This window comes from Mycobacterium adipatum (assembly GCF_001644575.1).
GTDB classification, from domain to species: domain Bacteria; phylum Actinomycetota; class Actinomycetes; order Mycobacteriales; family Mycobacteriaceae; genus Mycobacterium; species Mycobacterium adipatum.
Genome location: NZ_CP015596.1, coordinates 3267936 through 3290660, shown reverse-complemented (window position 1 = coordinate 3290660; position 22725 = coordinate 3267936). Strand labels below are relative to the sequence as shown.

Sequence of the window (22725 nt, the reverse complement as noted above, 5' to 3'; positions counted from 1 at the left end):
TCTGAGCCTAAGCAGCGCCGCCGTCAGTGCGTCAGCCAGCCCTTCACCGTCGCCAGATCACGGGTGTACTGCTCCATACCGTCGTCGTGGTAGCGCGATCCCCCGCTGATGGCCTCCTCGCCCTGCCAGATCACCCGGATGCGCGCGGCTCCCCGCAGGTAGATGTCGACGCGGTCGGTGACCCGCCGGGTCCACCCGCGTTCCTCGGTCATCTCGGCAAGCGCCTGCCGTTCGGTTGCGTCGGCCATCGTCATTCCTCCCGTGGTGGTATGCCCCCATCATGTCAGTCAGCCGATCGGGACGACCTGCGCGGCCGTGTTGTAACCGCTGACCCGCACCCATCCGGGCTCGGGACCACCTGCGGGGACGGTGGCATACACCTCGACTGTTTCACCGGGGAACACCGTCACATAGTTGTCGCTGTAGCGGATCGGCAGGATCTCGTCTCCCCCGGAGCCGGCCAGGATCTCGGCACGCTCGAAGAAGGCGATGCGACCGGTCGGGTTGCGCAGGAACACCGTCACCCCACCGTGCCGGTTGCGTTCGGCGCCGAGCTGCAGCGCCACCCTGGGCATCCGGTTCAGGGCTGTCATGTCGGCCCAGCTGACCTGGCGAGTCTCGAACGGCCGATCGGCTGCCGGGTCGCCCGCGTCATCGCGCTGCTGGGACTGCCAGTACACGTTCTCGGCGACGACGGCCCCGTTCGCTGCGATCAACTCGCAGCGCACGAAGAACACCGGTGAGTCACGCGCCACCCGCGGCAGGCTCACCACGGTGAGCGCATCGCCGGCGCGGACCGCCACATCGGTCACGGTCCGGTCTTCCCGGATCCGGCCCTGCAGGTCGTAGACGCGGACCCGCGCCGTGAGACCGTCCGCATCGGAGGCGCTTTGGTTGGTCACGGTGATGTCGGCCGCGCTGTGGTCGGCCCCGGCGTAGGCATCGAAGACCATCGAGAGCGGACGCAGTCCGGCCTTGGCGCCGAAGTAGGCACCGCCGGGGCGCAGATACCAGTCGAAGATGTGACCGAAGAACGACGGCCACGGGCTGTTGAGCATCCAGTACATCGTCATCTTGTGTTCGGCCGAGCCGTCTGCGGCAAAGGCCTCGAACTGGGCACGCGTCGACTCATAGTGTGCGAGTTGGGCTTTGCGGGCAAACTCCTCGGCTCCCGCGGACGGTCCGTACCGTCGGTTGATGACCCGCTGGGCACTGGTCAACACGGCATTGCGTGGATCGGAGCCGGCATGGAAGTACCAGGTTTCGCCGATCGGCCACAGCGCATCGGGCGGGATGAACTGCCGCAGACTGGCATACGGCGGGATGTGCTCGTTGTCGCCTTGTTCCGCGGTTGCCCCTCTGGTGGCCGGGTACCGACCGGCCAACCAGTAGCCGGGCGCGCGCCAACTGTACGGGCCCGCCATGTGGATACCGTCCCAGTCCTCGCGTGCTTGTGCGGACACCGTGTCGACGACCGCGTTCTGCCAGTGCAGATCCCGCAGGACGGCGCGGTACTGGGTACGCAAGGGCTCCGGCGGCAGTCCGTCACTTCCGTTCGCCCACACGGCAACCGACGGGTGGGTGCGCAGCATCTGGGCCTGGGAACGCAGACTGTCCAGCGCCACGGCGCGGTCTTCGTCATCCCACTGCTCCCACTTCTCCCATTGGTTGCAGCACATCCAGCCCACCATCAGCGGGATGCCGAGCTCGTCGGCACGCTCGAAGAATCGTTCGCCCGGGATCTTGGATTCCAGCCGCAGCATGTTCAGGCCGAGATCGCGGGTGTAGGCCAGGGTCGCGTCCTCGCGGCCAGGGTCGTCCCGGAACAGCAGATCCGGAGTGTAGACCGCCCCGCGCACCGGGAAGTCCCTGCCGTTGACGGTGAGATAGAAGTTGCCGCCGCTGCCGGGGAACCGTTCATCGGAGTCCCGGTGCTGGCGGAACGTCCGGACTCCGAAACGCGTGCTGGTGCTGTCGATCACGTGATCGCGCTGCCAGAACTCCAGCTTGAGGTCATACAGCGCCGGATCGCCCAGGGTGTAGGGCCACCACAGATCGGGCCGGTCGAGCTCCAGTGCTGCGAACCGGCCCGGGTCGAAGGTGAGTTCGCGGCGCTCGCCGGGACCGAGCGTCACCGTCTGTTCGACGCCGATATCGGGCTTACCGGCCCGGCTGATGACAGCGCGCATCGTGCCGCGTGCCGGGCGCGCGGAGTTGTTGCGCACGGTGACGTAAACGTTGAGCCGCGCGGAATCCGCCTCGGGCAGATGGACATCGGTGTTGACGGTGGCGGCGCCGATCTCGACCGCGCCGGAGGCCGATAGGTAAACGGGTTTGAAGATGCCCGCGTTGCGGTCGGGGACGAAAGAGTTGCCCGGGACGCCGAGGTAGCGGGAGTTGATCCAGTCGTACCAACTGTCGGCCAGTTCGACCCCGTCGACATCCTGCATGGCGCGCTCCGGGACGACCTTGACCGCCAGCACGTTCGACCCGCCGGCGACCACGTGGTCGGTGATGTCGACGTCGTGGTCGACATACATGCCGACCAGCTGCGAGCTGTCGGCGACGAGGCCACCGTTGAGCCACACCTCGGCGCGGTAGTTGATACCGGGAAAGTCGAGCCGGTAGGTGGAATGGCCTGCGGGTGCCTCGAAGGTGGTGCGGTACCACCAGTCCTGCAGGTAGAGGTCCTGCGGAACGGCGTCGCGCAGATTCGTTCCCGCATAGACGTTCTGGTAGGTGCCGTCTTGCTGGAGCGCGTCCAGCACGGTGGCCGGCATCCGGGACACCCGGTGCCAGACGGGTGCCGCCGCGAGATAGCCGGCAGCGGAGATCTGCGGACCGGCGTCGGCGACGCGCCCCGAGGCCGCCAGTGTCCAGCCGCTGTCCAGCTCGACGGTCACCGGTGGCGGATCCGTGGGAATGAACAGCGGGTGATCGCCCGCGCACACCAGTAGCAACGCCAGCGCCAGGAACACAGAGACCGGCGCGGTCCAGCGTCTCCGTATCGCTATGGCGTCGCTCCCTTCAGCCCCCTAGAACAGATCCTTGTGGGGCACATCGGTGATCAGGCCACCGTCGACCACGAACTCAGCGCCGGTAGAGAAGGACGACTCGTCGCTGGCCAGGAACACCACGAAGGTCGAGACCTCCTCGGAGCGGCCCGGCCGGCCCAGCGGCGAGGTCACCATATCGTCGGGGAAGTGTTTGGTCATCGGGGTCCGGATGAAGCCCGGGTGCAGCGAGTTGATCCGGATGTTGAACTTTCCGAGTTCGATCGCCGCGGACTTGGCCAACCCGCGCACCGCCCACTTGGACGCCACGTACGGGTGCACCATGGGCGCGCCGCGCAGGCCCTCGATCGAGGACACGTTGATGATCGAGCCACCGCCGGCGGCCTTCATCTGTTCCACGACCGCCTGCATGCCCAGGAAGGTTCCGGTGAGGTTGACGTCGATGACCTTCTGCCATTTGGCCATATCGAACTGGCCGATCTTGCCGAGCGCGACGATGCCGGCGTTGTTGACCAGCGTGGTGAGGCTGCCGTAGGTCTCGACGGCGAGGTTCACCGCGGCGGCCCATTGGTCGGCGTCGGTGACATCGAGGTGGATGTAGCGCACCGCGTCGCCGAGTTCGGCGGCCAGCGCCTCGCCCTTCTCGTCGAGGATGTCGCCGACGACCACCTTGGCGCCCTCGTCGATGAGCATCTTGGCGTGCGCGGCACCCATCCCCTGTGCGCCACCGCTGATCAGTACAACTTTTCCGTCCACACGTCCCATGAGGCGACAGGCTACCTCAACGTCGAAATCAACTAGAACCTGTTCCAATTTGCCCGCGACCCCCGCATACTGCGATCAGACCAAACACCCCAAGGAGTCCTGTATGGCCATTCGCGTGGCACTCGTCGGCACCGGAAACTGTGGCCGGCTGTCCCTGATCCAGCTCATCGGGGACCCTCGCTTCGACCTCGTCGCGGTGGGTACGTCCACCGAGGCCAAGGTCGGTGTCGATGCCGGGGAACTCGCCGGACTCGACACCGTCACCGGGGTGACCGCGACGCTGGGTATCGACGGGGCGATCGACGCGGCGCCGGACTGCCTGGTGTACTGCGCGATGGGCGACACCCGCCCCGTGGAGGCGACCCGCGACGTGATCGCGGCGCTCTCGGCCGGCATCAACGTGGTCGGGTCGGCGCCCGGCGGGCTGCAGTTCCCCTGGGGTGCGATGCCCGACAAGGCCATCGCGCGAGTCGAAGAGGCGGCACGACAGGGCAATTCGAGCGTGTACATCACCGGTGTGGATCCGGGTTTCGCCACCGACCTGATCCCGTTTGCGATCGCCAGTACCTGCCAGCGCATCGATCAGATCAAGACCATGGAGATCGCCGACTACGCCACCTACGACGGCACCGAGGTGATGTCCATCGTGATGGGGTTCGGCAACCCCCTCGATCAGCCGGGCATGCTCTTCCTGCCCGGAGTCCTCGGCGCGGCGTGGGGCACAGCGATCCGGATGCTGGCCGCCGGTCTCGGGGTCGAGGTCGACGAGATCACCGAGCACTACGAACTGGAACCGGCGCCCGAAGATATCCCGGTCGCCACCGGTGTCATCGCCAAGGGCACGGTGGCCGCCATGCGATTCGAGATCAGCGGCATGGTCGCGGGCAAGCCGGTCATCGTGGTCGAACACATCACCCGGGTCCGTGCGGATCTCCGCCCGGACTGGGCTCAGCCGGCCCAGCCCGGTGGCTCGTACCGGGTGGAGATCACCGGTGAGCCGTCCTACGTCGTGGACATCTGCCCGACCAGCAGCCGCGGCGACCACAACTACGCCGCGATCCTGGCCGCCGCCGGACGGATCGTCAACGCGATCCCCGATGTGGTGGCCGCCGCACCCGGTATCCGCACCACCCTCGATCTGCCGCTGGGCACCGGCAAGGGCCTGGTGTACCCGGCCTAGTCCCGGCGGCACGCACAATGGATCTGTGACCGACCCGCTGCCAGCCATCCTCGCGAGCCCGCCGGGCCCGCACATCGGCGCGTTCTTCGATCTGGACGGCACGCTCGTGCGCGGGTTCACCGCAACCGTCCATGCCGGGCACCGCATCCGCAACGGGCAGTCCGGGTTCGGAGAACTGTCCGGAATCTTCGAGGCGAGCCTCCGCTACAAATTCGGGCGGATGCAGTTCGCCCGGCTGTTACAACGCGCCGCGGGCTATCTCGCCGGCGAACCACTGGCGGATCTTGAGGCGCTCGGCGACGAGTTGTTCACCACCAGGATCGCGACCCGACTCTTCCCGGCGATGACTCGGGTGGTCGCCGCGCACCAGGAGCGCGGCCACACCGTGGCGATGAGTTCGTCGGCGCTGACCATGCATGCCGGTCCTGTCGCCCGGCATCTGGGCATCGAGCACGTGTTGTGCAACCACTTCGAGGTGGACGCCGCGGACAAGCTCACCGGCCAGATCGTCAGACCCATCATCTGGGGTCGCCAGAAAGCAAGGGCCGTCATGGAGTTCAGCTCCAGCCGGAGCATCGATCTGGCCGAGAGCTTCTGCTACGCCGACGGCACCGAGGATCTGCCCGTGCTCGATGCGGTCGGGCATCCCACCGCGGTCAATCCGCGACCCGGCCTGGCGGCCGCCGCGGCCAGGAACGGCTGGCCGGTGCTGCGGGTCAGTTCCGGTGAGGACCGGCGCTGGTGGTCTCGCGTCCAGCGCCCCGGGATTCGATGATCGCGCGGACCGTGCGCCGGCAGCGGCCGCAGTCGGCGCCGGCCCCGCAGGCGGAGGCCACCTCTTTGGTCGTGGCCGCGCCGCGGTCCACCACCGCAGCCACCTCATGGCTGGTGATGCCGTTGCAGAGGCAGACGAACATCAGCGCTCGATGCGCATCATCTGCTGGAACTGACCGATGAACACCGGAGGATAGGCGCCCACACCGGCCTCGGCGAGCCATTCGGCGGCATCGTCGGAGTCGTGCAGCCATCGCCGCGCGCTGAGTTCGTCGTCGATCTGCTGCAGGATCAGCACCTCGTGCGGATCATCGAGTGCGCGGAAGCTCCAGAAGCGCTGCACTCCAGCGGCGTGGAAGGCTGATGCTGCGCCGCGCACCCGGAGGTTCAGTTCGGCGATATCGGCGACCGAGGTCACCATCGAGACCATCACCGGCGGTGCCGGATGCTCATCGTGGTCGAAATCGATGCGGTCGAACAGTTCGCCGGCGAACACCGCGGGCAGGTCCTGGACGCCCACGGCGTCGAACCAGTCGAAGAACACCCGGGACCGCAGCAGATCCAGCACCGGCTCGCGGGCGTGGATGCCCAGAATCACCAGAACGCGCTCGGGATCGGTGGTCGAGGTGTAGACCAGTACATGGTGCACGCCCATATCGGCAAGGGATTCGGTGCGGCGCTGCAGCAGCGGCCAGACGGTGCTCGGGTCGGGCACCCGGTAGTCCGACACCAGGACCAACGAGTTGGCCAGCCAGTCCTTCATATCGTGGCCCTCCCACCGGCGGCGAATACGACGATTGTTAATCGCCCTCTCGAAAAACGGTAACGACATTCTCGCACGCTGTCGACGTCGACGCCGACAAACGCACCGTCGGGCATTGCGGAAATCGAGGGGCGGGATACTAAACTAGAACACGTTTCAGTCTGCGATTTGCGATCGCCCAACCTAGGAGCCTGCGTGCACACTCCCCTCTGCGACCAATTGGGTATCGAGTTCCCGATCTTTGCCTTCACCCACTGCCGTGACGTGGTGGTCGCGGTCAGCAAGGCCGGCGGGTTCGGCGTGCTCGGGGCGGTCGGCTTCACTCCCGAACAGCTCGAGGTCGAGCTGAACTGGATCGACGAGCACATCGGCGACCACCCGTACGGCGTGGACATCGTGATCCCGAACAAGTACGAAGGCATGGATGCCGACATGTCGGCCGACGAGTTGAAGTCGACCCTGAACGCGCTGGTACCCCAGGAACATCTGGAGTTCGCCAAGAAGTTGCTGGCCGACCACGGTGTGCCCACCGGTGACCTGGACGACAACGCGCTGCAACTGCTGGGCTGGACCGAGGCCACCGCGACGCCGCAGGTCGAGATCGCGCTCCAGCACCCGAAGGTCACGCTCATCGCCAACGCCCTGGGCACCCCGCCCGCGGACATGATCAAGCACATTCACGACAGCGGCCGCAAGGTTGCCGCGCTGTGCGGCTCTCCCGCCCAGGCCCGCAAGCATGCCGAGGCCGATGTCGACATCATCATCGCCCAGGGCGGCGAGGGTGGCGGGCACTGCGGTGAGGTCGGCTCGATCGTGCTGTGGCCGCAGGTGGTCAAAGAGGTCGCGCCGCGGCCGGTGCTGGCCGCCGGCGGTATCGGCAGCGGCCACCAGATCGCGGCCGCGCTGGCCATGGGAGCCCAGGGCGCCTGGACCGGGTCGCAGTGGCTGATGGTCGAGGAAGCCGAGAACACCCCCGTCCAGCAGGCCACCTACGCCAAGGCCTCCAGCCGCGACACCGTGCGCAGCCGCTCCTTCACCGGCAAGCCGTGCCGCATGCTGCGCAACGACTGGACCGACGCCTGGCAGACCCCGGGCAATCCCGAGCCCCTCGGGATGCCGCTGCAGTACATGGTCTCCGGGATGGCCGTGGCCGCCACGCACAAGTTCCCCGACCAGACCATCGACGTGGCGTTCAATCCCATCGGTCAGGTCGTCGGTCAGTTCACCAAGGTGGAGAAGACCGCCGCGGTGATCGAGCGCTGGGTCCAGGAGTACCTGGAGTCGACCAACACCCTCAACGAGCTCAACGAGGCGGCCTCGGTGTAGCCCGCCGAGTCAACTCCCCGGGTCGCTACGCTCCCGCCCGCCGAAACCCGCGACTCCCGCCGGCCTCCGTTCTCCCGGACCGGCGGGATTCGTGCATTTCGGGGAAGGGTCGCGCACCGTTTTCCACACCACGGTCGCGATTTCCGTGACACCGCGACCCTCGTGCAGAAATCGGCGAACACCGACTCTTGCCTGCCGCCGTTCTATGTATGATGCTCTACATAATCGCCTGTCCGAAAGGATCCCGCGCCATGGGCAGCCCACGTGACCGCATGATCGTCTCGGCAGCACTGCTGATCCGCGAACGTGGCGCGCATGCCACCGCCATCTCCGATGTGCTCGAACACAGCGGCGCGCCCCGCGGCTCGGCGTATCACCACTTCCCCGGCGGACGTACCCAACTGCTCTGCGAGGCCGTCGACTACGCGGCAGAACACATCGCACGCCGGATATCGTCGGCCGCCACTGCTGTCAAGGCACTCGACCTCATCGTCGAGAACTTCCGGAACCAGCTGACAGACAGCGGGTTCCGAGCCGGCTGCCCTGTCGTGGCCGTGGCCGTGGAAGCCGACGGCACCGATGTCCTCACCCGTGCCGGCGCCGCGTTCACCAGGTGGATCGACCTCATCGATGAGCGTCTGCAAGCCGACGGCGCCTCGCCGGACCACGCCGCCGAACTCGCCATGCTGATCACCACCTCGATCGAGGGCGCGGTGCTGGTGACCCGCACCACCGGAAACAGCACCGCGCTCGACCTCGTCCACCGGCAGCTACGCGCCCTCGTGACCGCCGCATCCGGCGACGGAAAGGCCTGACATGACCGACACAGCCGAGTGGCACCCCAGCGCGTGCATTCTCTGTGAATGCAACTGCGGCATCGTGGTGCAGGTCGAGGACCGCACCCTGGCCAAGATCCGTGGTGACAAGGCGCATCCGGCGTCACAGGGTTACACCTGCAACAAGGCGCTGCGCCTGGACCACTACCAGAACAACCGGGCCCGGCTGACCTCACCGATGCGGCGCACCCCCGCCGGCGATTACGAGGAAATCGACTGGGACACCGCGATCACCGAGATCGCCGAGGGCTTCGCCCGCATCCGCGACGAACACGGCGGAGACAAGATCTTCTACTACGGCGGCGGCGGTCAAGGGAACCACCTCGGTGGCGCCTACAGCGGCGCGTTCCTCAAGGCGCTCGGCGCCCGCTACCGCTCGAATGCGCTGGCCCAGGAGAAGACCGGCGAGTTCTGGGTGGACAGCCAGCTCTACGGCGGACACACCCGCGGTGAGTTCGAGCATGCCGAGGTCGCGGTGTTCGTGGGCAAGAACCCGTGGATGTCACAGAGCTTTCCGCGGGCCCGCACCGTGCTCAACGAGATCGCCAAGGACCCGGCGCGTTCCATGATCGTCATCGACCCGGTGATCACCGACACCGCCAAGCTCGCCGACTTCCATCTGCGGGTGCGGCCGGGCACCGACGCCTGGTGCCTGAGTGCACTCGCCGCCGTCCTGGTGCAGGAGGACCTGTGTGACGAAGCGTTCTTGGCCGAGCATGTCACCGGCGTGGCGCCGGTGCGCCAGGCGCTCGCCGGGGTGGACATCGACGATTACGCGCAGCGGTGCGGGGTGGACGTCGAGCTGTTGCGTCGGTCGGCGCGCCGGATCGCCTCCGCCGCAAGCGTTTCGGTTTTCGAGGATCTCGGCATCCAGCAGGCGCCCAACAGCACGCTGTGCTCCTACCTGAACAAGTTGCTGTGGATCCTCACCGGGAACTTCGCCAAACGCGGTAGCCAGCACCTGCATTCGGCCTTCGCGCCGCTGTTCGGTGCCGGCGGGGTGGGCCGCACACCGGTCACCGGGGCGCCGATCATCGCCGGCCTGGTGCCGTCCAACGTGGTGCCGCAGGAGATTCTCGGCGACCATCCGGACCGCTTCCGGGCCATGATCGTCGAGAGCAGCAACCCGGCCCATTCGATCGCCGACTCGGCCGCGGTGGGCGAGGCGCTGCGCGCACTGGAACTGCTGGTGGTCGTCGACGTCGCGATGACCGAGACCGCCCGGCTGGCGCATTACGTACTGCCCGCGGCCAGCCAGTTCGAGAAGGCCGAGGCGACCTTCTTCAACCTCGAATTCCCGCACAACACCTTCCATCTGCGCCACCGGCTGCTGGCACCGCTGCCGGGCACCCTGCCCGAGCCGGAGATCTGGGCGCGGCTGGTGCGCGAACTCGGTGTCGTCGACGACGCCGACCTGCAGCCGCTGCGCCGTGCCGCCGCCGACGGGCTGGACGCGTACACCCGCGCCTTCTTCACCGCCATCGGCGCGAATCCGATGCTGGGCAAGGTCTTGCCCTACGTGCTGTACGAGACGTTGGGCCCCAGCCTGCCCGACGGGCTGGCCGGCGCGGCGGCCCTGTGGGGGCTGGCGCAGAAGGCGGCGGCGACCTACCCCGACGCGGTGCGCCGTGCCGGGCACGCCGACGGCAATGCGCTGTTCACCGCCATCCTGGAGAGCCGCTCCGGGGTGACCTTCACCGAGCACGAGTACGCCGACGACTGGACGCTCATCAGCCATCCGGATGCGCGCATCGCCCTCGACATCCCGGAACTGGTCGCCGAGCTGACCGCGTTGGCCGCCGATCGGCCCCCGCTGACCAGCAGTGCGTATCCGATCGTGCTCTCGGCCGGTGAGCGGCGCGCGTTCACGGCCAACGACATCATCCGCGACCCGGCCTGGCGCACCCGCGACGCCGGCGGGGCCCTGCGGGTCAGCGTCGAGGATGCCCGCGCACTGGGCCTGGTCGACGGCGGGCGGGCCCGCATCACGACGGCATCCGGGGCGGCGGAGGCCGGCGTCGAGATCAGCGACGCGATGCTGCCCGGGCATGCCGCGTTGCCCAACGGCTTCGGGCTGGATTTCGTCGCGACCGACGGCACGGTGTCGGCTCCCGGAGTCGCGCCGAATGCGTTGACCGCGTCGGATTGGCGCGACGCCTACGCCGGCACCCCCTGGCACAAGCACGTGCCGGCGCGCATCGAGCCCGTCGGCGTCTGATCAGGGCGCGACGGGGGCGGCCGGAGCCGGCGGTGGGGTGGGCGCCGGCGCGGGATCACCCGGGGTGATCGGCACGTTCGGACCGGGCGCCTGGGCCGGGATCGGTGTGTTCAGATTGCGCTGCGAAATGCCCAGTAGCAGCGCCTCCTTACCGCTGAGCTCCTGGTTCTGCACCGCGTGCCACAGATCCCGCAGATAGCTCACGTTCGGGGACTCGCTGCCGGCCATCACACTGGGGTCCATGGTCGACCCCGGGGGCAGGGCATCCGGACTCGGCAGATGCGGCACGCCCTCCGGGGCGGCCGGCACGGGGACCGCGGGCACCGGGGCGGCCTGTATGGCGGCGCCGTCCACGGCGGGCGCCGGCGGCGGCGGGGCGGGTTCGGCAGCCGCCGGGGAGGCAAAGAACAACGCGACGAAACCGCCGCCGATGGCTGCGCTGAGTACTTTGGCTCCGATATCGATCATCGCCGACGCTCCTCTCTCGTGAACCCTGCCCTCTGATTTTCCGTCCCGGCGGCTGTTTCGTTACAGCTGCGACTGCTGTGACTTTCATAGGAGTTTCCTCGGCTGTTCTGTCAGCCACCGTCACCTTGGCCGACTCGAGGACGCGGAGCATCACTCTGGTGTAGCAATGCGATAGCGACACCAGTTACTACCGCGGAGGTTTGCGCGATGCCGACACCCGACCTGCCCGCTGGATTCGACTTCACCGATCCGGACATCTATGCCGAGCGACTGCCCGTCGACGAACTCGCCCAGATGCGCAAGGTGGCCCCGATTTGGTGGAACGAACAACCCGACGGCGCCGGCGGGTTCAACGACGGTGGCTTCTGGGTGGTCACCAAGCACAAGGACGTCAAGGAGGTGTCGCGGCGCAGCGATGTCTTCTCCAGTCTGGAGAAGACCGCACTGCCGCGGTACAAGGACGGCACTGTCCGCGAGCAGATCGACTCCGGCAAGTTCGTGCTGCTCAACATGGACGCCCCGCACCACACCCATCTGCGCAAGATCGTGTCGCGGGCGTTCACGCCGCGGGCCGTGGAGCAGTTGCGCGCCGATCTGGCCGAGCGCGCCCGCCAGATCGCCCAGGCCGCCCTGTCCGAGGGCCGCGGCGACTTCGTCGAACAGGTGTCCTGTGAGCTGCCCCTACAGGCGATCGCGGGGTTGATGGGTGTGCCGCAGGAAGACCGGATGAAGCTGTTCCACTGGTCCAATCAGATGGTCGGCGACCAGGATCCGGAGTTCGCGAACAACGACGCGATCAGCGCCTCGGTGGAGCTCATCACCTACGGCATGCAGATGGCGGCCGAACGGTCGGCCCGGCCGGGCGATGACCTGGTCACCAAATTGGTCCAGGCCGATGTCGAGGGCCACAAGCTCTCCGACGACGAGTTCGGCTTCTTCGTCATCCTGCTGGCGGTGGCCGGTAACGAGACGACCCGTAATTCGATCACCCAGGGCATGATGGCCTTCACCGAGTTCCCCGACCAGTGGGAGCTGTTCAAAAGGGAACGCCCCGCCACCACCGCCGACGAGATCGTCCGGTGGGCCACACCCGTCACGTCCTTCCAGCGCACCGCCCTGCAGGACACCGAACTGGGCGGCGTGCCGATCAAGAAGGGCCAGCGGGTGGTGATGTTCTATCGTTCGGCGAACTTCGACGAAGAGGTCTTCGAGGACCCGTTCAGCTTCGACATCCTGCGCGATCCGAATCCGCATGTCGGTTTCGGCGGCACCGGCGCGCACTACTGCATCGGTGCGAACCTGGCCCGGATGACGATTGACCTGATGTTCAACGCGATCGCCGACGCGATGCCCGATCTGACCCCGCTGGAAAAGCCCGAGCGGCTGCGGTCGGGCTGGCTCAACGGCATCAAACATTGGCAGGTCGACTATGCCGGTTCGTCGAGATAGCCTGTCGCGCAGTACCTCCGGACACATCCGGGTAATCCAGGATGGACCGCCAGTAGTCCTCGTCGAGTTCGCCGTTACGTCGGAGCACGATGGCCAGACCGGTGGCCATCGCGATGCCCAGCAGCCCCAGCCACAGACCGGCGAGCGCGATCGCCACCCACAACGCCGTGGTCAACGTCGGCCACGGCGAGAGCACGGCGAGGACCGGCGCGAAGAAGAATCCGGTGCCGATGTACCAGGACGACCCGGCGCGGTCACACCTCAGCACCACGCGCAGCCACCGGGGGACGTCGTGCTTGTGGATGTCGTTCATGCCCCCCACAGTGCTCGGCACGGGTCAGCGCGGCAATTACCACCCAGGTAATGGTGCGGCGCCCGGATCTGGTCGAGACTGGCGCAGTGGCCGGTATCGACCTGCAGACTCCCCCGTTCGGTTCGTTGCTGCGCTCATGGCGGCAACGTCGCCGCCTGAGCCAGCTCGATCTCGCGTTGGAGGCCGACGTGTCGGCCCGACACCTCAGCTTCATCGAAACCGGCCGGGCCACACCCAGCCGGGCGATGGTGCTGCGGCTCGCCGAAGCACTCGCCGTGCCCGCGCGCGAGCAGAACCAACTGCTGATCGCTGCAGGGCTGGCACCCGCCTACTCGGAGCGCGCCATGGATGATCCCGGAATGTCCGCGGTGCGGGCCGGTGTCGATCGAGTCCTCAACGCGTACAACCCGTTTCCGTGCCTGGCCGTGGATCGCAGCTGGAACGTGCTGCAGGTCAACGCCGGAGCCGCGGTCATGCTGGACGGGGTGGCCGCGCACCTGCTGGCCCAGCCGAATGCGCTGCGGATCTCGCTGCATCCCGACGGTCTGGCCCCGCGGATCCGGAATCTGGCGCAGTGGCGTCACCATGTGATCGGACGTCTGCGGCGTGAGGCCGCGGTCAGCGGGTCGGCACAGACCGCCGCGCTCCTCGCCGAGATCGAGTCGTACCCGGGCGGCGAGGACGAGACCGCCGATCTGGGCGGGGTGGTGGTGCCGCTGGAACTCGTCACCACCGGTGGGCAGCTGCTGCGGTTCCTGAGCACCGTCACCACCTTCGGGACCGCGCTCGACCTCACCGCCGCCGAGCTCAGCATCGAGGCGTTTCTGCCCGCCGACGGCTCGACCGCCGAGGCGCTGCGCTGAATGACCCCACCCCTATCACTGGTATGACCACTTGACCTCTTACCAAGGGGGTGGCATGCTCGTTTCATGGCGCTCCAACCGGTCGACCGGCGCTCGGTTCCCGAGGATGTCTTCGAACAGATCCTCGCCGAGGTGCTCAGCGGCGAGATGAAACCGGGCGATTCGCTGCCCAGCGAGCGTCGTCTCGCCGAGGTGCTCGGAGTCTCCCGGCCGGCCATACGGGAGGCCCTCAAACGGCTGACCTCGATCGGCCTCGTCGAGATCCGCCAGGGCGACACCACCACGGTGCGCGACTTCCGCAGGCACGCCGGCCTGGACCTACTCCCCCGGCTGCTGTTGCAGGCCGGTGAGCTGGACACCACCGTTGTGCGCTCCATCCTGGAAACCCGGCTGCACAACGGCCCCAAGGTGGCCGAACTCGCGGCGGCGCGGCGCGGGCCGGGGCTGGCCGCGCTGCTGGATGCGGCGATCGAGGCCCTCAGCGAGGACACCGATCCGCTGCAGCGCCAGCGCCACGCGCTCACCTTCTGGGACCACCTGGTCGACGGCGCGGACTCGATCGCGTTCCGGCTGATGTACAACACGCTGCGCGCGACCTACGAACCCGCGCTGCCGGCGCTGGCCGTCATGATGGCCGCCGAGGTCGACCGCCCGGAGGCCTATCGGGCGATCGCCGAGGCCGTGCAGCGCGGTGACGCCGAGGCGGCCGCGGCCGCCGCACGCGCCCTGCTGGAACCCGCCACCACCGCGCTGCTGGGCGCTCTCACCGAATTGGAGAACCACCGATGAGTACCCGACGAGGGGTGACGCTGGCCGACGTGGGGCGGGAGTTTCTGCGCCACCCGTCGCCGTGGATGCTCACCGCGACATTGCTCGCCGCGGCCGCCGCCCGGCTGGCCGCCGGCGACTGGCAGGTCACCGACGCCGCGGTACCGCTGGTGATGCTGGCGGTGTTCCCGTTCGTCGAGTGGGTGATCCACGTGGCGATCCTGCATTGGCGTCCGCGCCGGATCGCCGGCCTCACGGTGGATCCGCTGCTGTCGCGCAAGCATCGCGACCATCACGTCGAGCCGCGCGAGGTGGCGCTGGTGTTCATTCCCTGGCAGTCGCTGCTGTGGGTGCTGCCGCTGGCCGTGGCGATCGCGCTGGTCGTCTTCCCCAGCCTCGGACGCGGTCTCACCTTCTTGACATCCCTTGCGTTGCTCGGCATCGCATACGAATGGTGCCACTACCTGATCCACACCGACTACAAGCCGAAATCCGCGGTATACCGGTCGATCTGGCGAAACCACCGCCAGCACCATTTCAAGAACGAGCACTACTGGTTCACCGTCACCAGCAGTGGCACGGCCGACCGGGTGCTGGGCACCTACCCGGACCCGGGCACCGTCGAGACCTCACCGACGGCCCGACACCTGCACACCCGGTCGTGAAAGCCCGGTCGCGAAAGCCTTAGGCCTGCACGATGATCGGGTCACCGATGCTGACGTTGTTGTAGTACCAGTCGGCGTTGTCGGGGCTGAGATTGATGCAGCCGTGGCTGACGTTCGCGTACCCCTGTGAACTGACCGACCATGGCGCCCCGTGCACGTACACGCCACCCCAGGTCACCCGGACCGCGTCGTAGACGGTGAGCTTGTAGCCCTCCGGATCATCCAGCGGGATGCCGATGGTGCGCGAATCCATCACCACCACGCTCTCCTTGCCCAGCGCGGTGAACCGGCCGATCGGGGTGGCGAACCCGGGCTTGCCCATCGAGGCGGGCATCTCTCTGGCGACCACTCCGTCGATGCTCACCGTGTAGGTGTGGGCGCTGATATCGGCGACGCCGACCACCTGAGCGCCGGTATCGAACGACGACTTGAATCCGATCGCCTGGACCGAGATGCTCGAGTGCGCGGGCCAGAAGTCGGTCGGTGTGAAACGCACCGTCGAGTCGTCCAGCCAGTCAAAGGTGCCGGCCGGGACAGTGCCGGCCGAGAACGTGATGCCGCGTTCGACCTGAACGCGGTTGCGGACCGGATCGGCGAATGTCACGGTCACCGGATAGGCGACCCCCACGACATCACCGGGAGCGGGCGAAACCGAAACCGCCTGCGGCGGCGTAGACACGGCCGCCACGCCGGTGGCCGTCGAACCCAGCAGCGCAACCGCGGCGACACCCGCCGTCGCGAGCACATTCCGAAAGTTCATGCGCAAGTTCCCGACCTCCCTGTTTCCGGACATCCGGACCTGGCGTACTGGACTACATCCTAGATCGTGCCCAGTGCGGGAAATGTTAGCCAGAGACGGGGGTCGGCGCTCAGCCCATCGGCGGATTCATGATGATCGGCGGCGGTTGATCGTCGCCACCGATCCGCAGCTTATCCCTGATGCGCTGCAGCAGCGGTTTCTTGGGCTGGTCATAGACCGGCCCCACCACGGGCGGTGGGCCCGCCATTGTCGGCGGCGCCACCACCGGCGGCGGTGGCGCGGCGGCCGGGGCCTGCAAGACATAGGGCCCGTCGGCCGGGGTATTCCCGTCGGCCAGGGCATCGTCCACCACGGGGTTGACCTCGGGCGGCGGCACCGATTCCACGACGGGTTCGACCACCGGCGCGACGGCTTCGACCGGCTCCGCGACGACCGGAGCCGCCGGCGGCGGTGGCGACGGGAGCGCGACGCTCGGGCTCGGCCGCACCGCCGGGACCTCGTCGACGACGCGCTCGGCGGTGACGGCCGGGCGTGCCTGAGGCTGCTGTGGCGAGAGCTCGACGGCGAGCGCCACCGACGCCGACACCACGAAGCTCACGACGCCGGCGACCAGGAGTCCGGTCAGGATGCTGGCCGGCGAAATCCGGGCTTCGACCGCCGCGTGGCGTCCGCTACCCTCCGAGGAAAACAGCGGGCTGGAGTCCAGTGGGAGCCCGGCACTGTGGGTCGAGGCAAGCGCGGCACCCCGAGCCAACGCCAGCGGCGCCTCCGCGGGCGCGAAGACCGGAACCGACAGTGCCTCTTCCAACCGCGGCAGCACGGTGTCGAACCCCCCGGCCGAGCCGACCACCACCAGGGCTTCGGGCTGCCAGTCGGCCCGGGCGAACACGGTGCTCAGCCAACCGACGAGGCTCTCGTCGGAATCGATCCCGTGGTTGACCGCGGTCTGCACCGCACCGTCGCCGGTGTGCACGATCAAGGCGATCGCGGCGTCCGGTTCGATGACACAGACCGCGGTGGTGCGGCAGCCGATGACGTCGGCCATGCCGCGGGCCAGCGCCTCGGTGGCCTCCGGCAACCGGATCGGGACCACATTGTCGAACCCCGATTCGGTCAGCGACTCCATCAACAGCGACGCCTCGGCGTCCGCATCGTCACTCCAGGTGAGGCCGATGGACGTCAGCCGTTCGCCGCGGGCAGCCGCGATCGCCTCCACCGCGGCGGTGGCCCGTTCGGTCGCCGACCGGCCGTCGGATCCCTCCACCGACAACTCGAAGGCGTTGTGTGCGCTGCCGACCGGCTCATCGCCGCCGCCCACGACCACCACGGACAGCGACCGTGGTGTCATCGACAATCCGAGCACCGCGTCCACATGTACCCCTTCGGACCCTCGTCGGCCGCACGCAGGCAACCGCGTCGTGACGATGCAGCCACCGTCCCGTTATCCGGCTGAGACTACCTGCGCGGCGCCCGGTAACCCACCCGAGCGCCAAGATCTTCGGTTGACGATTAGCCAAATCACACCTCATGGCAGGTGAAAGCAATAGTACGGATTAGCCGGGGTGGATACCGCAGCGCGCCATCTCCGGCGGATGCGGTTGCCCGACCGGACGTCGTGGAAAGGTGGCGGTCATGACTGGGGCGAATCGGGCCGGGGGCCAGACCGAAACACCGCGGGCACGCACACTGTTCGGTCACCCGATCGGGCTGGCCAACCTTTTCGGCGTCGAACTGTGGGAACGTTTCTCCTTCTACGGGATGCTCACCATCCTGGGGTACTGTACTACTCGGCCACCGACGGAGGGCTGGAGCTGTCCAAGACGACAGCGACCGGGATCGTCGGCGCCTACGGCGGGTTGGTGTACTTGTCGACGGTGCTCGGCGGTTGGCTCGCCGACCGGGTGCTCGGCATGGAACGCACCGTGTTCTACGGCGGCGTGGTCGTCATGCTCGGACACATCGCACTGGCCGTGCTGCCCGGAATCACCGGTGTGGCAGCCGGTCTGGTGCTCGTCGCGCTCGGCTCCGGTGCGCTCAAGGCCAACGCCTCCTCACTGCTGGGCACCCTGTACGACAAGGGGGACGCGCGCGCCGACGGTGGTTTCACGCTGTTCTATCTCGGAATCAACCTGGGCGCGTTCGTCGGGCCGCTGATCACCGGCCTGCTGCAGACCCGGATGGGATTCCACTACGGCTTCGGCGCCGCCGCGATCGGCATGGCGCTCGGCCTCACCCAGTACGTGGTGTTCCGCCGCAACCTGGGCAGCCATGGCCGAGAGGTACCGAACCCGCTGCCGCGCAGCGGTATTCTGCCGGCGGCCGCGGTCGGGGTGGGCGTCGTCGCCGTTGCGGTGGCCGCCTTCGCCAGCGGGCTGGTGACCCTGGCGAACCTGTCGCAGGTGACCACCGGTGTCATCATCATCGCCGCGATCGGCTATTTCGCGTTGTTGCTGACGAGCCCCAAGGTCGACGCGGGCGAACGCACCCGGGTTCGCGCCTTCATCCCGTTGTTCATCGCCAATGCCGTGTTCTGGTCCCTGTTCCAGCAGATCTTCACCGTTCTGGCGGTGTACTCCGACGAGCGGATGAACTGGTCGATCTTCGGTTGGACGGCGCCGTCGAGCTGGATCGGCTCCATCGAGCCCATCTGGATCATTGCGCTGTCACCGCTGTTCGCCGTGATGTGGACCCGCCTGGGCCGGCGAGCACCCACCACACCGCGCAAGTTCGCCTACGGCGTCATCGGAATGGGTGCGGCGTTCCTGCTGTTCCTGCCGTTCGCCGGCACCACAGGGCGGGCCGTGCCGGCATTGTTCATCGTCGCGGTGATGGCCGGCTTCGCCGTCTCCGAGTTGATGATCTCCCCGATCGGCCTGGCCGTGACGACCCAACTCGCGCCGGATGCGTTCCGTGCGCAGATGATGGCGCTGTACTTCTTCTCGGTCGGACTCGGGACGTCGATGTCCGGGGTGCTGGCGCGCTATTACGACCCGGCCCACGAGTTCGCCTATTTCGGCATCCTCGGCCTGGTCGCGATCGGCGCGGGCCTGCTGGTGCTGGCCTACACCGGACGCATCAGTCGGTTGATGCCGGGCGTGCACTGACACAGCAAGCTACACAAGCGTCAATTACGTGCGCGGGCAGCGGGTTTAGCAACGCCGAACCCCGGGTAGATCGACAACGCCAGTTACGTCGGCTTGACAGGATCTGCACCGACTCGTGACCCGCAGATCCCGCCGCACCGGCGTGGCTGGGCGGAGAATCGAACAGCGCCAGCACGTCACCATGACACCGAGGTCAGGTCGACGAAGGAGAATAGTTGATGAAGTCCATGCTGCTCGAAGACCTGTTCGCCGGGTCGACCCGACACGGAACGGTCTACGTCTACAACCGTGGTTTCGGCCATTCCACTGCGACCTGCTCCTGCGGATGGGCCGGTCAGCGTCGCCGGCTCAAGGCCGCCGCCGAACAAGATGCCTGGTCACACTGCGCACAACAGGGTTGTGCGGTGTCAGTTCCCCTGGTGAACCCCGACCTCTGGTGACTGGGCCACGATCTGGGCCAAGAGATCGGCTTCGATATTGCCGCCGGAAAGGATGATCACCGTCTTGCCCGGCGGCAAACGGTGGTGCCGATAGGCCGCCAGCGCGACAGCCCCACTGGGTTCGCTGACCAGACGCGCGCGTATGGCCAGTTCCGCTACGGCCGAACGGATTTGACCTTCCGATACGGTCAGCACGTCGGTCAGCACGTGCTGCAGATGCGCGAACGTGAGCTCCGATGGCTGCGATCGCAGACCGTCGGCGATGGTCCGGTTACGGTCCTCGATCGACATGCTGACCCGGCTGCCGCGGCGCAGGCCCGCCGCGGTGTCGGCCGCCAGTTCCGGTTCCACCCCGTAGATGCGTGCGTCCGGACACAGCGCCCGGATGGCGGTGCCGATCCCGGAGGCCAACCCGCCACCGCTGACCGGGATGAGCACCGTGCCGACATCGGGCAGATCCTCGGCGATCTCCAGTCCGATGGTGCCCTGGCCGGCGATGACATCGGGATGGTCGAACGGCGGCACCAGCGTGGCGCCGGTCTCCTCGACGAGCTGCGCCGCGACCGCTTCGCGCCGGCCAGCGCCGCACAGCACCACGCGCGCCCCGTGTTCGCGGGTCCGCGCCACCTTCACCGCCGGGGTCTCCTCGGGCATGACGATATGCGCGTCGATGCCGAAGCGCGCGGCCGCATAAGCGACCGCCTGAGCATGGTTTCCGCTGGAGTAGGCGACCACACCACGGGTGCGGACGTCGGGATCGATGCGACCGATGGCGTTGAGGGCACCGCGCACCTTGAACGCGCCGATCACCTGCAGGCTTTCCGGTTTGATCCACAGCGGTCGTTGCGGATCGGCCCACGGCGCCGGGATCAGCGGTGTGCGCATGATGCTGCCGCGCAAGCGATCCGCAGCCGCCCTGACATCGTCCACCGTGACGAGGGTGGGTGCACTCATGGCAGTTCCGTGGCGGCAGCGATCACCGCACGATGCTAGCCGTGCGGTGCCGCGGTGGTGCATGGTGACTGCCGTGAGCTCACTGAGAATCGTGCCCCGATACGCGGAGATCGATCAGCAGGGCGTGGTGTTCAACGGCCATTACCTCACCTGGTTCGACGAGGCATGCACCGCACTGCTCGCCGAGCATGGCCTCGACTACGCCGAGATGACGGACGCCGGTATCGATTTCCAGGTCGTGCACAGCGAAATCGACTATCTGGCGTCGGTGCGCTGGCGGGACGGCGTGCGGATCGACGCCGTCTGTGACCACATCGGCACCACCAGCTTCGCGGTGGCCTTCACCGTGCTGCGCACCGCGCGCGACGACCCGGACAGCGTCGAACGGGTCGCCGTGCGCGGGCGCAACGTCTATGTCGTCGTGTCCACCGACACCTGGGCCAAGCGGGAACTGACCGAGGATCTGCGCCGCTCCCTGTACGCTGCGCGCTAGCCCGTCAGGGCTTGTGCAGGGTGAACTGGCAGACGTCGGTGTACCCGTCGCGGAACAGGTCCGAGCAGCCGGTCAGGTACCTCATGTACCTGTCGTAGACCTCTTCTGACTGGATGGCAAGCGCCTCGTCCCGCCGCGCCCGCAGGGTGTCCGCCCAGATGGACAGCGTGCGCGCATAGTGCAGGCGGAGCGACTGCACTCGCTGCACCTCGTAACCGGCCTGGGCGGCGTGCTCTTCCACCACGGACACGAACGGCAGCATGCCGCCGGGGAAGATCTCGTCCATGATGAACTTGAAGAACTTGAGCTTCGTCATGGTCAGCGGCAGCCCGCGCTCGGCGAAGTCGGCATCGCTGGGCTTGACGATGGTGTGCAGCAGCATGGTGCCGTCGGCCGGCAGAGCGGCGTAGGCCATCTTGAAGAAGTCGTCGTACCGGCTGGCTCCGAAGTGCTCGAACGCACCGATGGACACGATGCGGTCGACCGAACCGGAGAACTGTTCCCAACCCTGCAGGAGCACCTCGCGGGACCGGTCGGTGTTCAGGCCATCGAACAATTTCTGCACGTGGGCCTGCTGGTTGCGGCTCAACGTCAGCCCGACCACGTCGACGTCGTAGCGCTCGATCGCCCGTTTCAGGGTCGCCCCCCACCCGCAGCCGATATCGAGCAGTTTCATCCCCGGCTGCAGTCCCAGCTTGCCCAGCGAGAGGTCGATCTTCGCGTACTGAGCCTCCTCCAACGTCATGTCGTCGCGTTCGAAGTAGGCGCAGCTGTATGTCTGGGTGGGATCCAGAAACAGCCGGAAAAAGTCGTCCGACAGGTCGTAATGCGCCTGAACATCCACGAAGTGCGGTTTGAGGCCGGTTTCGGGAATGCGGTTGTCTGATGCGGGCAACTCAGCCCTTTCATTAGTGCACGTACATGGACCGGCTCGCGGCGTGAACCCTTCCCCCGATGCGTGGAGTTTACGCCCGCGGGTCGGATACGTTTACATCAGCGAACATTGTGGCCGATCGAGGGCCGTCCGGAGGGGATTCGACCAGCGGCTTTCACCTGCGCTCTACAGTCAGGGCCGCGGCTGGGGCCCTGAACCGGAGCGAACGATCGATGGCCTCTTGTGCCGCGCCCAGCAACGGCCCACAGTGGGAAAATGACCGAACAATGGATCCAGGGGCGCACACTGCAGCGGATCATGTTCCGCGACGGTCTGGTGCTCAACCTCGACGAATACAACGAACTCGTCATCTCGGTTCCGATGGAGCTGACCTTGCCCGAACTCGCCGGCGGGGCCCGCGGGTCGGCCGAGGTCGTGACGATCAATCCGACAGCCGTCCGCAACGAACAGAAACCGCTGTTCGACTTCGCCGGGTCGACCTGTACGCACGCCGAGTGGGATGAGGACGGCAGCCTGCACCTGCAGTTCTCCGGCGGGCAGCACATCGACGTCCCCAGCGACGATGCGCACACCTCGTGGGAGCTCTACGGCAAGTACCACGGCTACGCGGCCTGCCTGCCGCACGGCAGGGTGCGCGTGGTGCGCCACGATCTGCCGGACTGAGGACCGGAAAGCCG

At 67.4% G+C, this 22725-nt stretch carries 23 protein-coding genes and 1 pseudogene; 13 read left to right on the top strand and 11 right to left on the bottom strand.

Going from position 1 to position 22725, the window contains the following annotated elements; all coding sequences use genetic code 11:
* Positions 1 to 23: 23 nt before the first annotated feature.
* From A7U43_RS15640 to A7U43_RS15630, 3 genes are read right to left on the bottom strand one after another with little or no spacing between them, the layout of a single operon-like run.
* Positions 24 to 248 carry a hypothetical protein gene (locus tag A7U43_RS15640; protein ID WP_068002807.1) on the bottom strand — a complete coding sequence of 75 codons (225 nt, stop codon included), beginning with the start codon at positions 246 to 248 and terminating at the stop codon, positions 24 to 26.
* A 39-nt stretch (positions 249 to 287) separates the two neighbouring features.
* Entirely contained in the window at positions 288 to 2978 is a 2691-nt protein-coding gene (locus A7U43_RS15635) for a glycoside hydrolase family 2 protein (protein ID WP_231963327.1), read from the bottom strand.
* Positions 2979 to 3035: 57 nt separating this feature from the next.
* Positions 3036 to 3779, bottom strand: a complete 744-nt coding sequence (locus A7U43_RS15630) for a glucose 1-dehydrogenase (RefSeq protein ID WP_067997001.1) — start codon at positions 3777 to 3779, stop codon at positions 3036 to 3038.
* A gap of 103 nt (positions 3780 to 3882) precedes the next feature.
* Here A7U43_RS15630 and A7U43_RS15625 point away from each other — a divergent pair, with 103 nt between their 5' ends.
* Positions 3883 to 4959 (top strand): NAD(P)H-dependent amine dehydrogenase family protein, encoded by a 1077-nt coding sequence (locus A7U43_RS15625; protein ID WP_067996997.1) that lies wholly within the window; start codon positions 3883 to 3885, stop codon positions 4957 to 4959.
* A 25-nt stretch (positions 4960 to 4984) separates the two neighbouring features.
* Positions 4985 to 5734 carry an HAD family hydrolase gene (locus tag A7U43_RS15620; protein WP_067996994.1) on the top strand — a complete coding sequence of 250 codons (750 nt, stop codon included), beginning with the start codon at positions 4985 to 4987 and terminating at the stop codon, positions 5732 to 5734.
* Here A7U43_RS15620 and A7U43_RS15615 read toward each other — a convergent pair.
* Together A7U43_RS15615 and A7U43_RS15610 are read right to left on the bottom strand one after the other, a co-directional pair.
* The gene (locus tag A7U43_RS15615) at positions 5676 to 5876 is read right to left on the bottom strand and encodes a (2Fe-2S)-binding protein (protein WP_067996992.1); all 201 of its coding nucleotides are present in this window, start codon (positions 5874 to 5876) and stop codon (positions 5676 to 5678) included. The two genes, A7U43_RS15620 and A7U43_RS15615, sit on opposite strands and share 59 nt — an antisense overlap.
* Positions 5876 to 6496, bottom strand: a complete 621-nt coding sequence (locus A7U43_RS15610; RefSeq protein ID WP_067996990.1) for a fatty-acid--CoA ligase — start codon at positions 6494 to 6496, stop codon at positions 5876 to 5878. The genes A7U43_RS15615 and A7U43_RS15610 overlap by 1 nt, the downstream gene beginning before the upstream one ends.
* 195 nt (positions 6497 to 6691) lie before the next feature.
* Here A7U43_RS15610 and A7U43_RS15605 point away from each other — a divergent pair, with 195 nt between their 5' ends.
* From A7U43_RS15605 to A7U43_RS15595, 3 genes are all read left to right on the top strand, one after another.
* Positions 6692 to 7822 (top strand): nitronate monooxygenase, encoded by a 1131-nt coding sequence (locus A7U43_RS15605; RefSeq protein WP_067996987.1) that lies wholly within the window; start codon positions 6692 to 6694, stop codon positions 7820 to 7822.
* 251 nt (positions 7823 to 8073) lie between these two features.
* Positions 8074 to 8637 carry a TetR/AcrR family transcriptional regulator gene (locus A7U43_RS15600; RefSeq protein ID WP_067996984.1) on the top strand — a complete coding sequence of 188 codons (564 nt, stop codon included), beginning with the start codon at positions 8074 to 8076 and terminating at the stop codon, positions 8635 to 8637.
* Position 8638: 1 nt separating this feature from the next.
* A complete protein-coding gene (locus A7U43_RS15595) occupies positions 8639 to 10876 on the top strand; it encodes a molybdopterin-dependent oxidoreductase (RefSeq protein ID WP_067996980.1) in 2238 nt (745 codons plus the stop codon).
* Here A7U43_RS15595 and A7U43_RS15590 read toward each other — a convergent pair whose 3' ends face one another.
* Positions 10877 to 11344, bottom strand: coding sequence for a hypothetical protein (locus A7U43_RS15590; RefSeq protein WP_067996977.1), 468 nt, complete (start codon positions 11342 to 11344; stop codon positions 10877 to 10879).
* Between the two features lie 207 nt (positions 11345 to 11551).
* Between A7U43_RS15590 and A7U43_RS15585 the strand changes: the two genes are divergently transcribed.
* Complete coding sequence (locus A7U43_RS15585) at positions 11552 to 12793, top strand: cytochrome P450 (protein ID WP_067996975.1); 1242 nt, start codon at positions 11552 to 11554, stop codon at positions 12791 to 12793.
* On the opposite strand, the gene A7U43_RS15580 is transcribed toward A7U43_RS15585, so the two are convergent.
* The gene (locus tag A7U43_RS15580) at positions 12753 to 13106 is read right to left on the bottom strand and encodes a hypothetical protein (protein ID WP_067996972.1); all 354 of its coding nucleotides are present in this window, start codon (positions 13104 to 13106) and stop codon (positions 12753 to 12755) included. The genes A7U43_RS15585 and A7U43_RS15580 overlap by 41 nt on opposite strands.
* A gap of 50 nt (positions 13107 to 13156) precedes the next feature.
* On the opposite strand from A7U43_RS15580, the gene A7U43_RS15575 reads away from it, so the two are divergent.
* The 3 genes from A7U43_RS15575 (at position 13157) to A7U43_RS15565 (ending at position 15402) form a co-directional block, all read left to right on the top strand.
* Complete coding sequence (locus A7U43_RS15575) at positions 13157 to 13969, top strand: helix-turn-helix domain-containing protein (protein ID WP_082902152.1); 813 nt, start codon at positions 13157 to 13159, stop codon at positions 13967 to 13969.
* Positions 13970 to 14035: 66 nt separating this feature from the next.
* Complete coding sequence (locus A7U43_RS15570) at positions 14036 to 14758, top strand: FadR/GntR family transcriptional regulator (protein WP_067996970.1); 723 nt, start codon at positions 14036 to 14038, stop codon at positions 14756 to 14758.
* On the top strand, positions 14755 to 15402 hold the full coding sequence (locus A7U43_RS15565) for a sterol desaturase family protein (protein ID WP_067996968.1): 648 nt from the start codon (positions 14755 to 14757) through the stop codon (positions 15400 to 15402). The genes A7U43_RS15570 and A7U43_RS15565 overlap by 4 nt, the downstream gene beginning before the upstream one ends.
* 19 nt (positions 15403 to 15421) lie before the next feature.
* On the opposite strand, the gene A7U43_RS15560 is transcribed toward A7U43_RS15565, so the two are convergent.
* Both A7U43_RS15560 and A7U43_RS15555 read right to left on the bottom strand, forming a co-directional pair.
* Positions 15422 to 16162 (bottom strand): L,D-transpeptidase, encoded by a 741-nt coding sequence (locus A7U43_RS15560; RefSeq protein WP_068002798.1) that lies wholly within the window; start codon positions 16160 to 16162, stop codon positions 15422 to 15424.
* Between the two features lie 109 nt (positions 16163 to 16271).
* Positions 16272 to 17534: a DUF7159 family protein gene (locus A7U43_RS15555; RefSeq protein ID WP_067996965.1), complete on the bottom strand. Its 1263-nt coding sequence runs from the start codon at positions 17532 to 17534 to the stop codon at positions 16272 to 16274.
* A gap of 260 nt (positions 17535 to 17794) precedes the next feature.
* Here A7U43_RS15555 and A7U43_RS15550 point away from each other — a divergent pair.
* Together A7U43_RS15550 and A7U43_RS15545 are read left to right on the top strand one after the other, a co-directional pair.
* A pseudogene (locus tag A7U43_RS15550) lies at positions 17795 to 19266 on the top strand (peptide MFS transporter).
* Between the two features lie 218 nt (positions 19267 to 19484).
* Complete coding sequence (locus A7U43_RS15545; protein ID WP_067996963.1) at positions 19485 to 19706, top strand: hypothetical protein; 222 nt, start codon at positions 19485 to 19487, stop codon at positions 19704 to 19706.
* Here A7U43_RS15545 and A7U43_RS15540 read toward each other — a convergent pair.
* Positions 19674 to 20660 carry a threonine ammonia-lyase gene (locus A7U43_RS15540; RefSeq protein WP_067996961.1) on the bottom strand — a complete coding sequence of 329 codons (987 nt, stop codon included), beginning with the start codon at positions 20658 to 20660 and terminating at the stop codon, positions 19674 to 19676. The two genes, A7U43_RS15545 and A7U43_RS15540, sit on opposite strands and share 33 nt — an antisense overlap.
* A 61-nt stretch (positions 20661 to 20721) precedes the next feature.
* Between A7U43_RS15540 and A7U43_RS15535 the strand changes: the two genes are divergently transcribed.
* Positions 20722 to 21153 carry an acyl-CoA thioesterase gene (locus A7U43_RS15535; RefSeq protein WP_067996958.1) on the top strand — a complete coding sequence of 144 codons (432 nt, stop codon included), beginning with the start codon at positions 20722 to 20724 and terminating at the stop codon, positions 21151 to 21153.
* A 4-nt stretch (positions 21154 to 21157) separates the two neighbouring features.
* Here the strand turns inward: A7U43_RS15535 and A7U43_RS15530 are convergent, their stop codons facing one another.
* Entirely contained in the window at positions 21158 to 22027 is an 870-nt protein-coding gene (locus A7U43_RS15530) for a cyclopropane mycolic acid synthase family methyltransferase (protein WP_068002797.1), read from the bottom strand.
* 276 nt (positions 22028 to 22303) lie between these two features.
* On the opposite strand from A7U43_RS15530, the gene A7U43_RS15525 reads away from it, so the two are divergent.
* Complete coding sequence (locus A7U43_RS15525) at positions 22304 to 22711, top strand: DUF6188 family protein (RefSeq protein WP_067996954.1); 408 nt, start codon at positions 22304 to 22306, stop codon at positions 22709 to 22711.
* The last annotated feature ends 14 nt before the right edge of the window (positions 22712 to 22725 follow it).

Bases quoted from the DNA above. Each gene is read 5' to 3' on its own strand.
- A7U43_RS15640 (WP_068002807.1), bottom strand. From the start codon at position 248: ATGGCCGACGCAACCGAACGGCAGGCGCTTGCCGAGATGACCGAGGAA.
- A7U43_RS15630 (WP_067997001.1), bottom strand. From the start codon at position 3,779: ATGGGACGTGTGGACGGAAAAGTTGTACTGATCAGCGGTGGCGCACAG.
- A7U43_RS15625 (WP_067996997.1), top strand. From the start codon at position 3,883: ATGGCCATTCGCGTGGCACTCGTCGGCACCGGAAACTGTGGCCGGCTG.
- A7U43_RS15615 (WP_067996992.1), bottom strand. From the start codon at position 5,876: ATGTTCGTCTGCCTCTGCAACGGCATCACCAGCCATGAGGTGGCTGCG.
- A7U43_RS15610 (WP_067996990.1), bottom strand. From the start codon at position 6,496: ATGAAGGACTGGCTGGCCAACTCGTTGGTCCTGGTGTCGGACTACCGG.
- A7U43_RS15600 (WP_067996984.1), top strand. From the start codon at position 8,074: ATGGGCAGCCCACGTGACCGCATGATCGTCTCGGCAGCACTGCTGATC.
- A7U43_RS15595 (WP_067996980.1), top strand. From the start codon at position 8,639: ATGACCGACACAGCCGAGTGGCACCCCAGCGCGTGCATTCTCTGTGAA.
- A7U43_RS15590 (WP_067996977.1), bottom strand. From the start codon at position 11,344: ATGATCGATATCGGAGCCAAAGTACTCAGCGCAGCCATCGGCGGCGGT.
- A7U43_RS15585 (WP_067996975.1), top strand. From the start codon at position 11,552: ATGCCGACACCCGACCTGCCCGCTGGATTCGACTTCACCGATCCGGAC.
- A7U43_RS15580 (WP_067996972.1), bottom strand. From the start codon at position 13,106: ATGAACGACATCCACAAGCACGACGTCCCCCGGTGGCTGCGCGTGGTG.
- A7U43_RS15575 (WP_082902152.1), top strand. From the start codon at position 13,157: ATGGTGCGGCGCCCGGATCTGGTCGAGACTGGCGCAGTGGCCGGTATC.
- A7U43_RS15570 (WP_067996970.1), top strand. From the start codon at position 14,036: ATGGCGCTCCAACCGGTCGACCGGCGCTCGGTTCCCGAGGATGTCTTC.
- A7U43_RS15565 (WP_067996968.1), top strand. From the start codon at position 14,755: ATGAGTACCCGACGAGGGGTGACGCTGGCCGACGTGGGGCGGGAGTTT.
- A7U43_RS15560 (WP_068002798.1), bottom strand. From the start codon at position 16,162: ATGAACTTTCGGAATGTGCTCGCGACGGCGGGTGTCGCCGCGGTTGCG.
- A7U43_RS15545 (WP_067996963.1), top strand. From the start codon at position 19,485: ATGAAGTCCATGCTGCTCGAAGACCTGTTCGCCGGGTCGACCCGACAC.
- A7U43_RS15540 (WP_067996961.1), bottom strand. From the start codon at position 20,660: ATGAGTGCACCCACCCTCGTCACGGTGGACGATGTCAGGGCGGCTGCG.
- A7U43_RS15535 (WP_067996958.1), top strand. From the start codon at position 20,722: ATGGTGACTGCCGTGAGCTCACTGAGAATCGTGCCCCGATACGCGGAG.
- A7U43_RS15525 (WP_067996954.1), top strand. From the start codon at position 22,304: ATGACCGAACAATGGATCCAGGGGCGCACACTGCAGCGGATCATGTTC.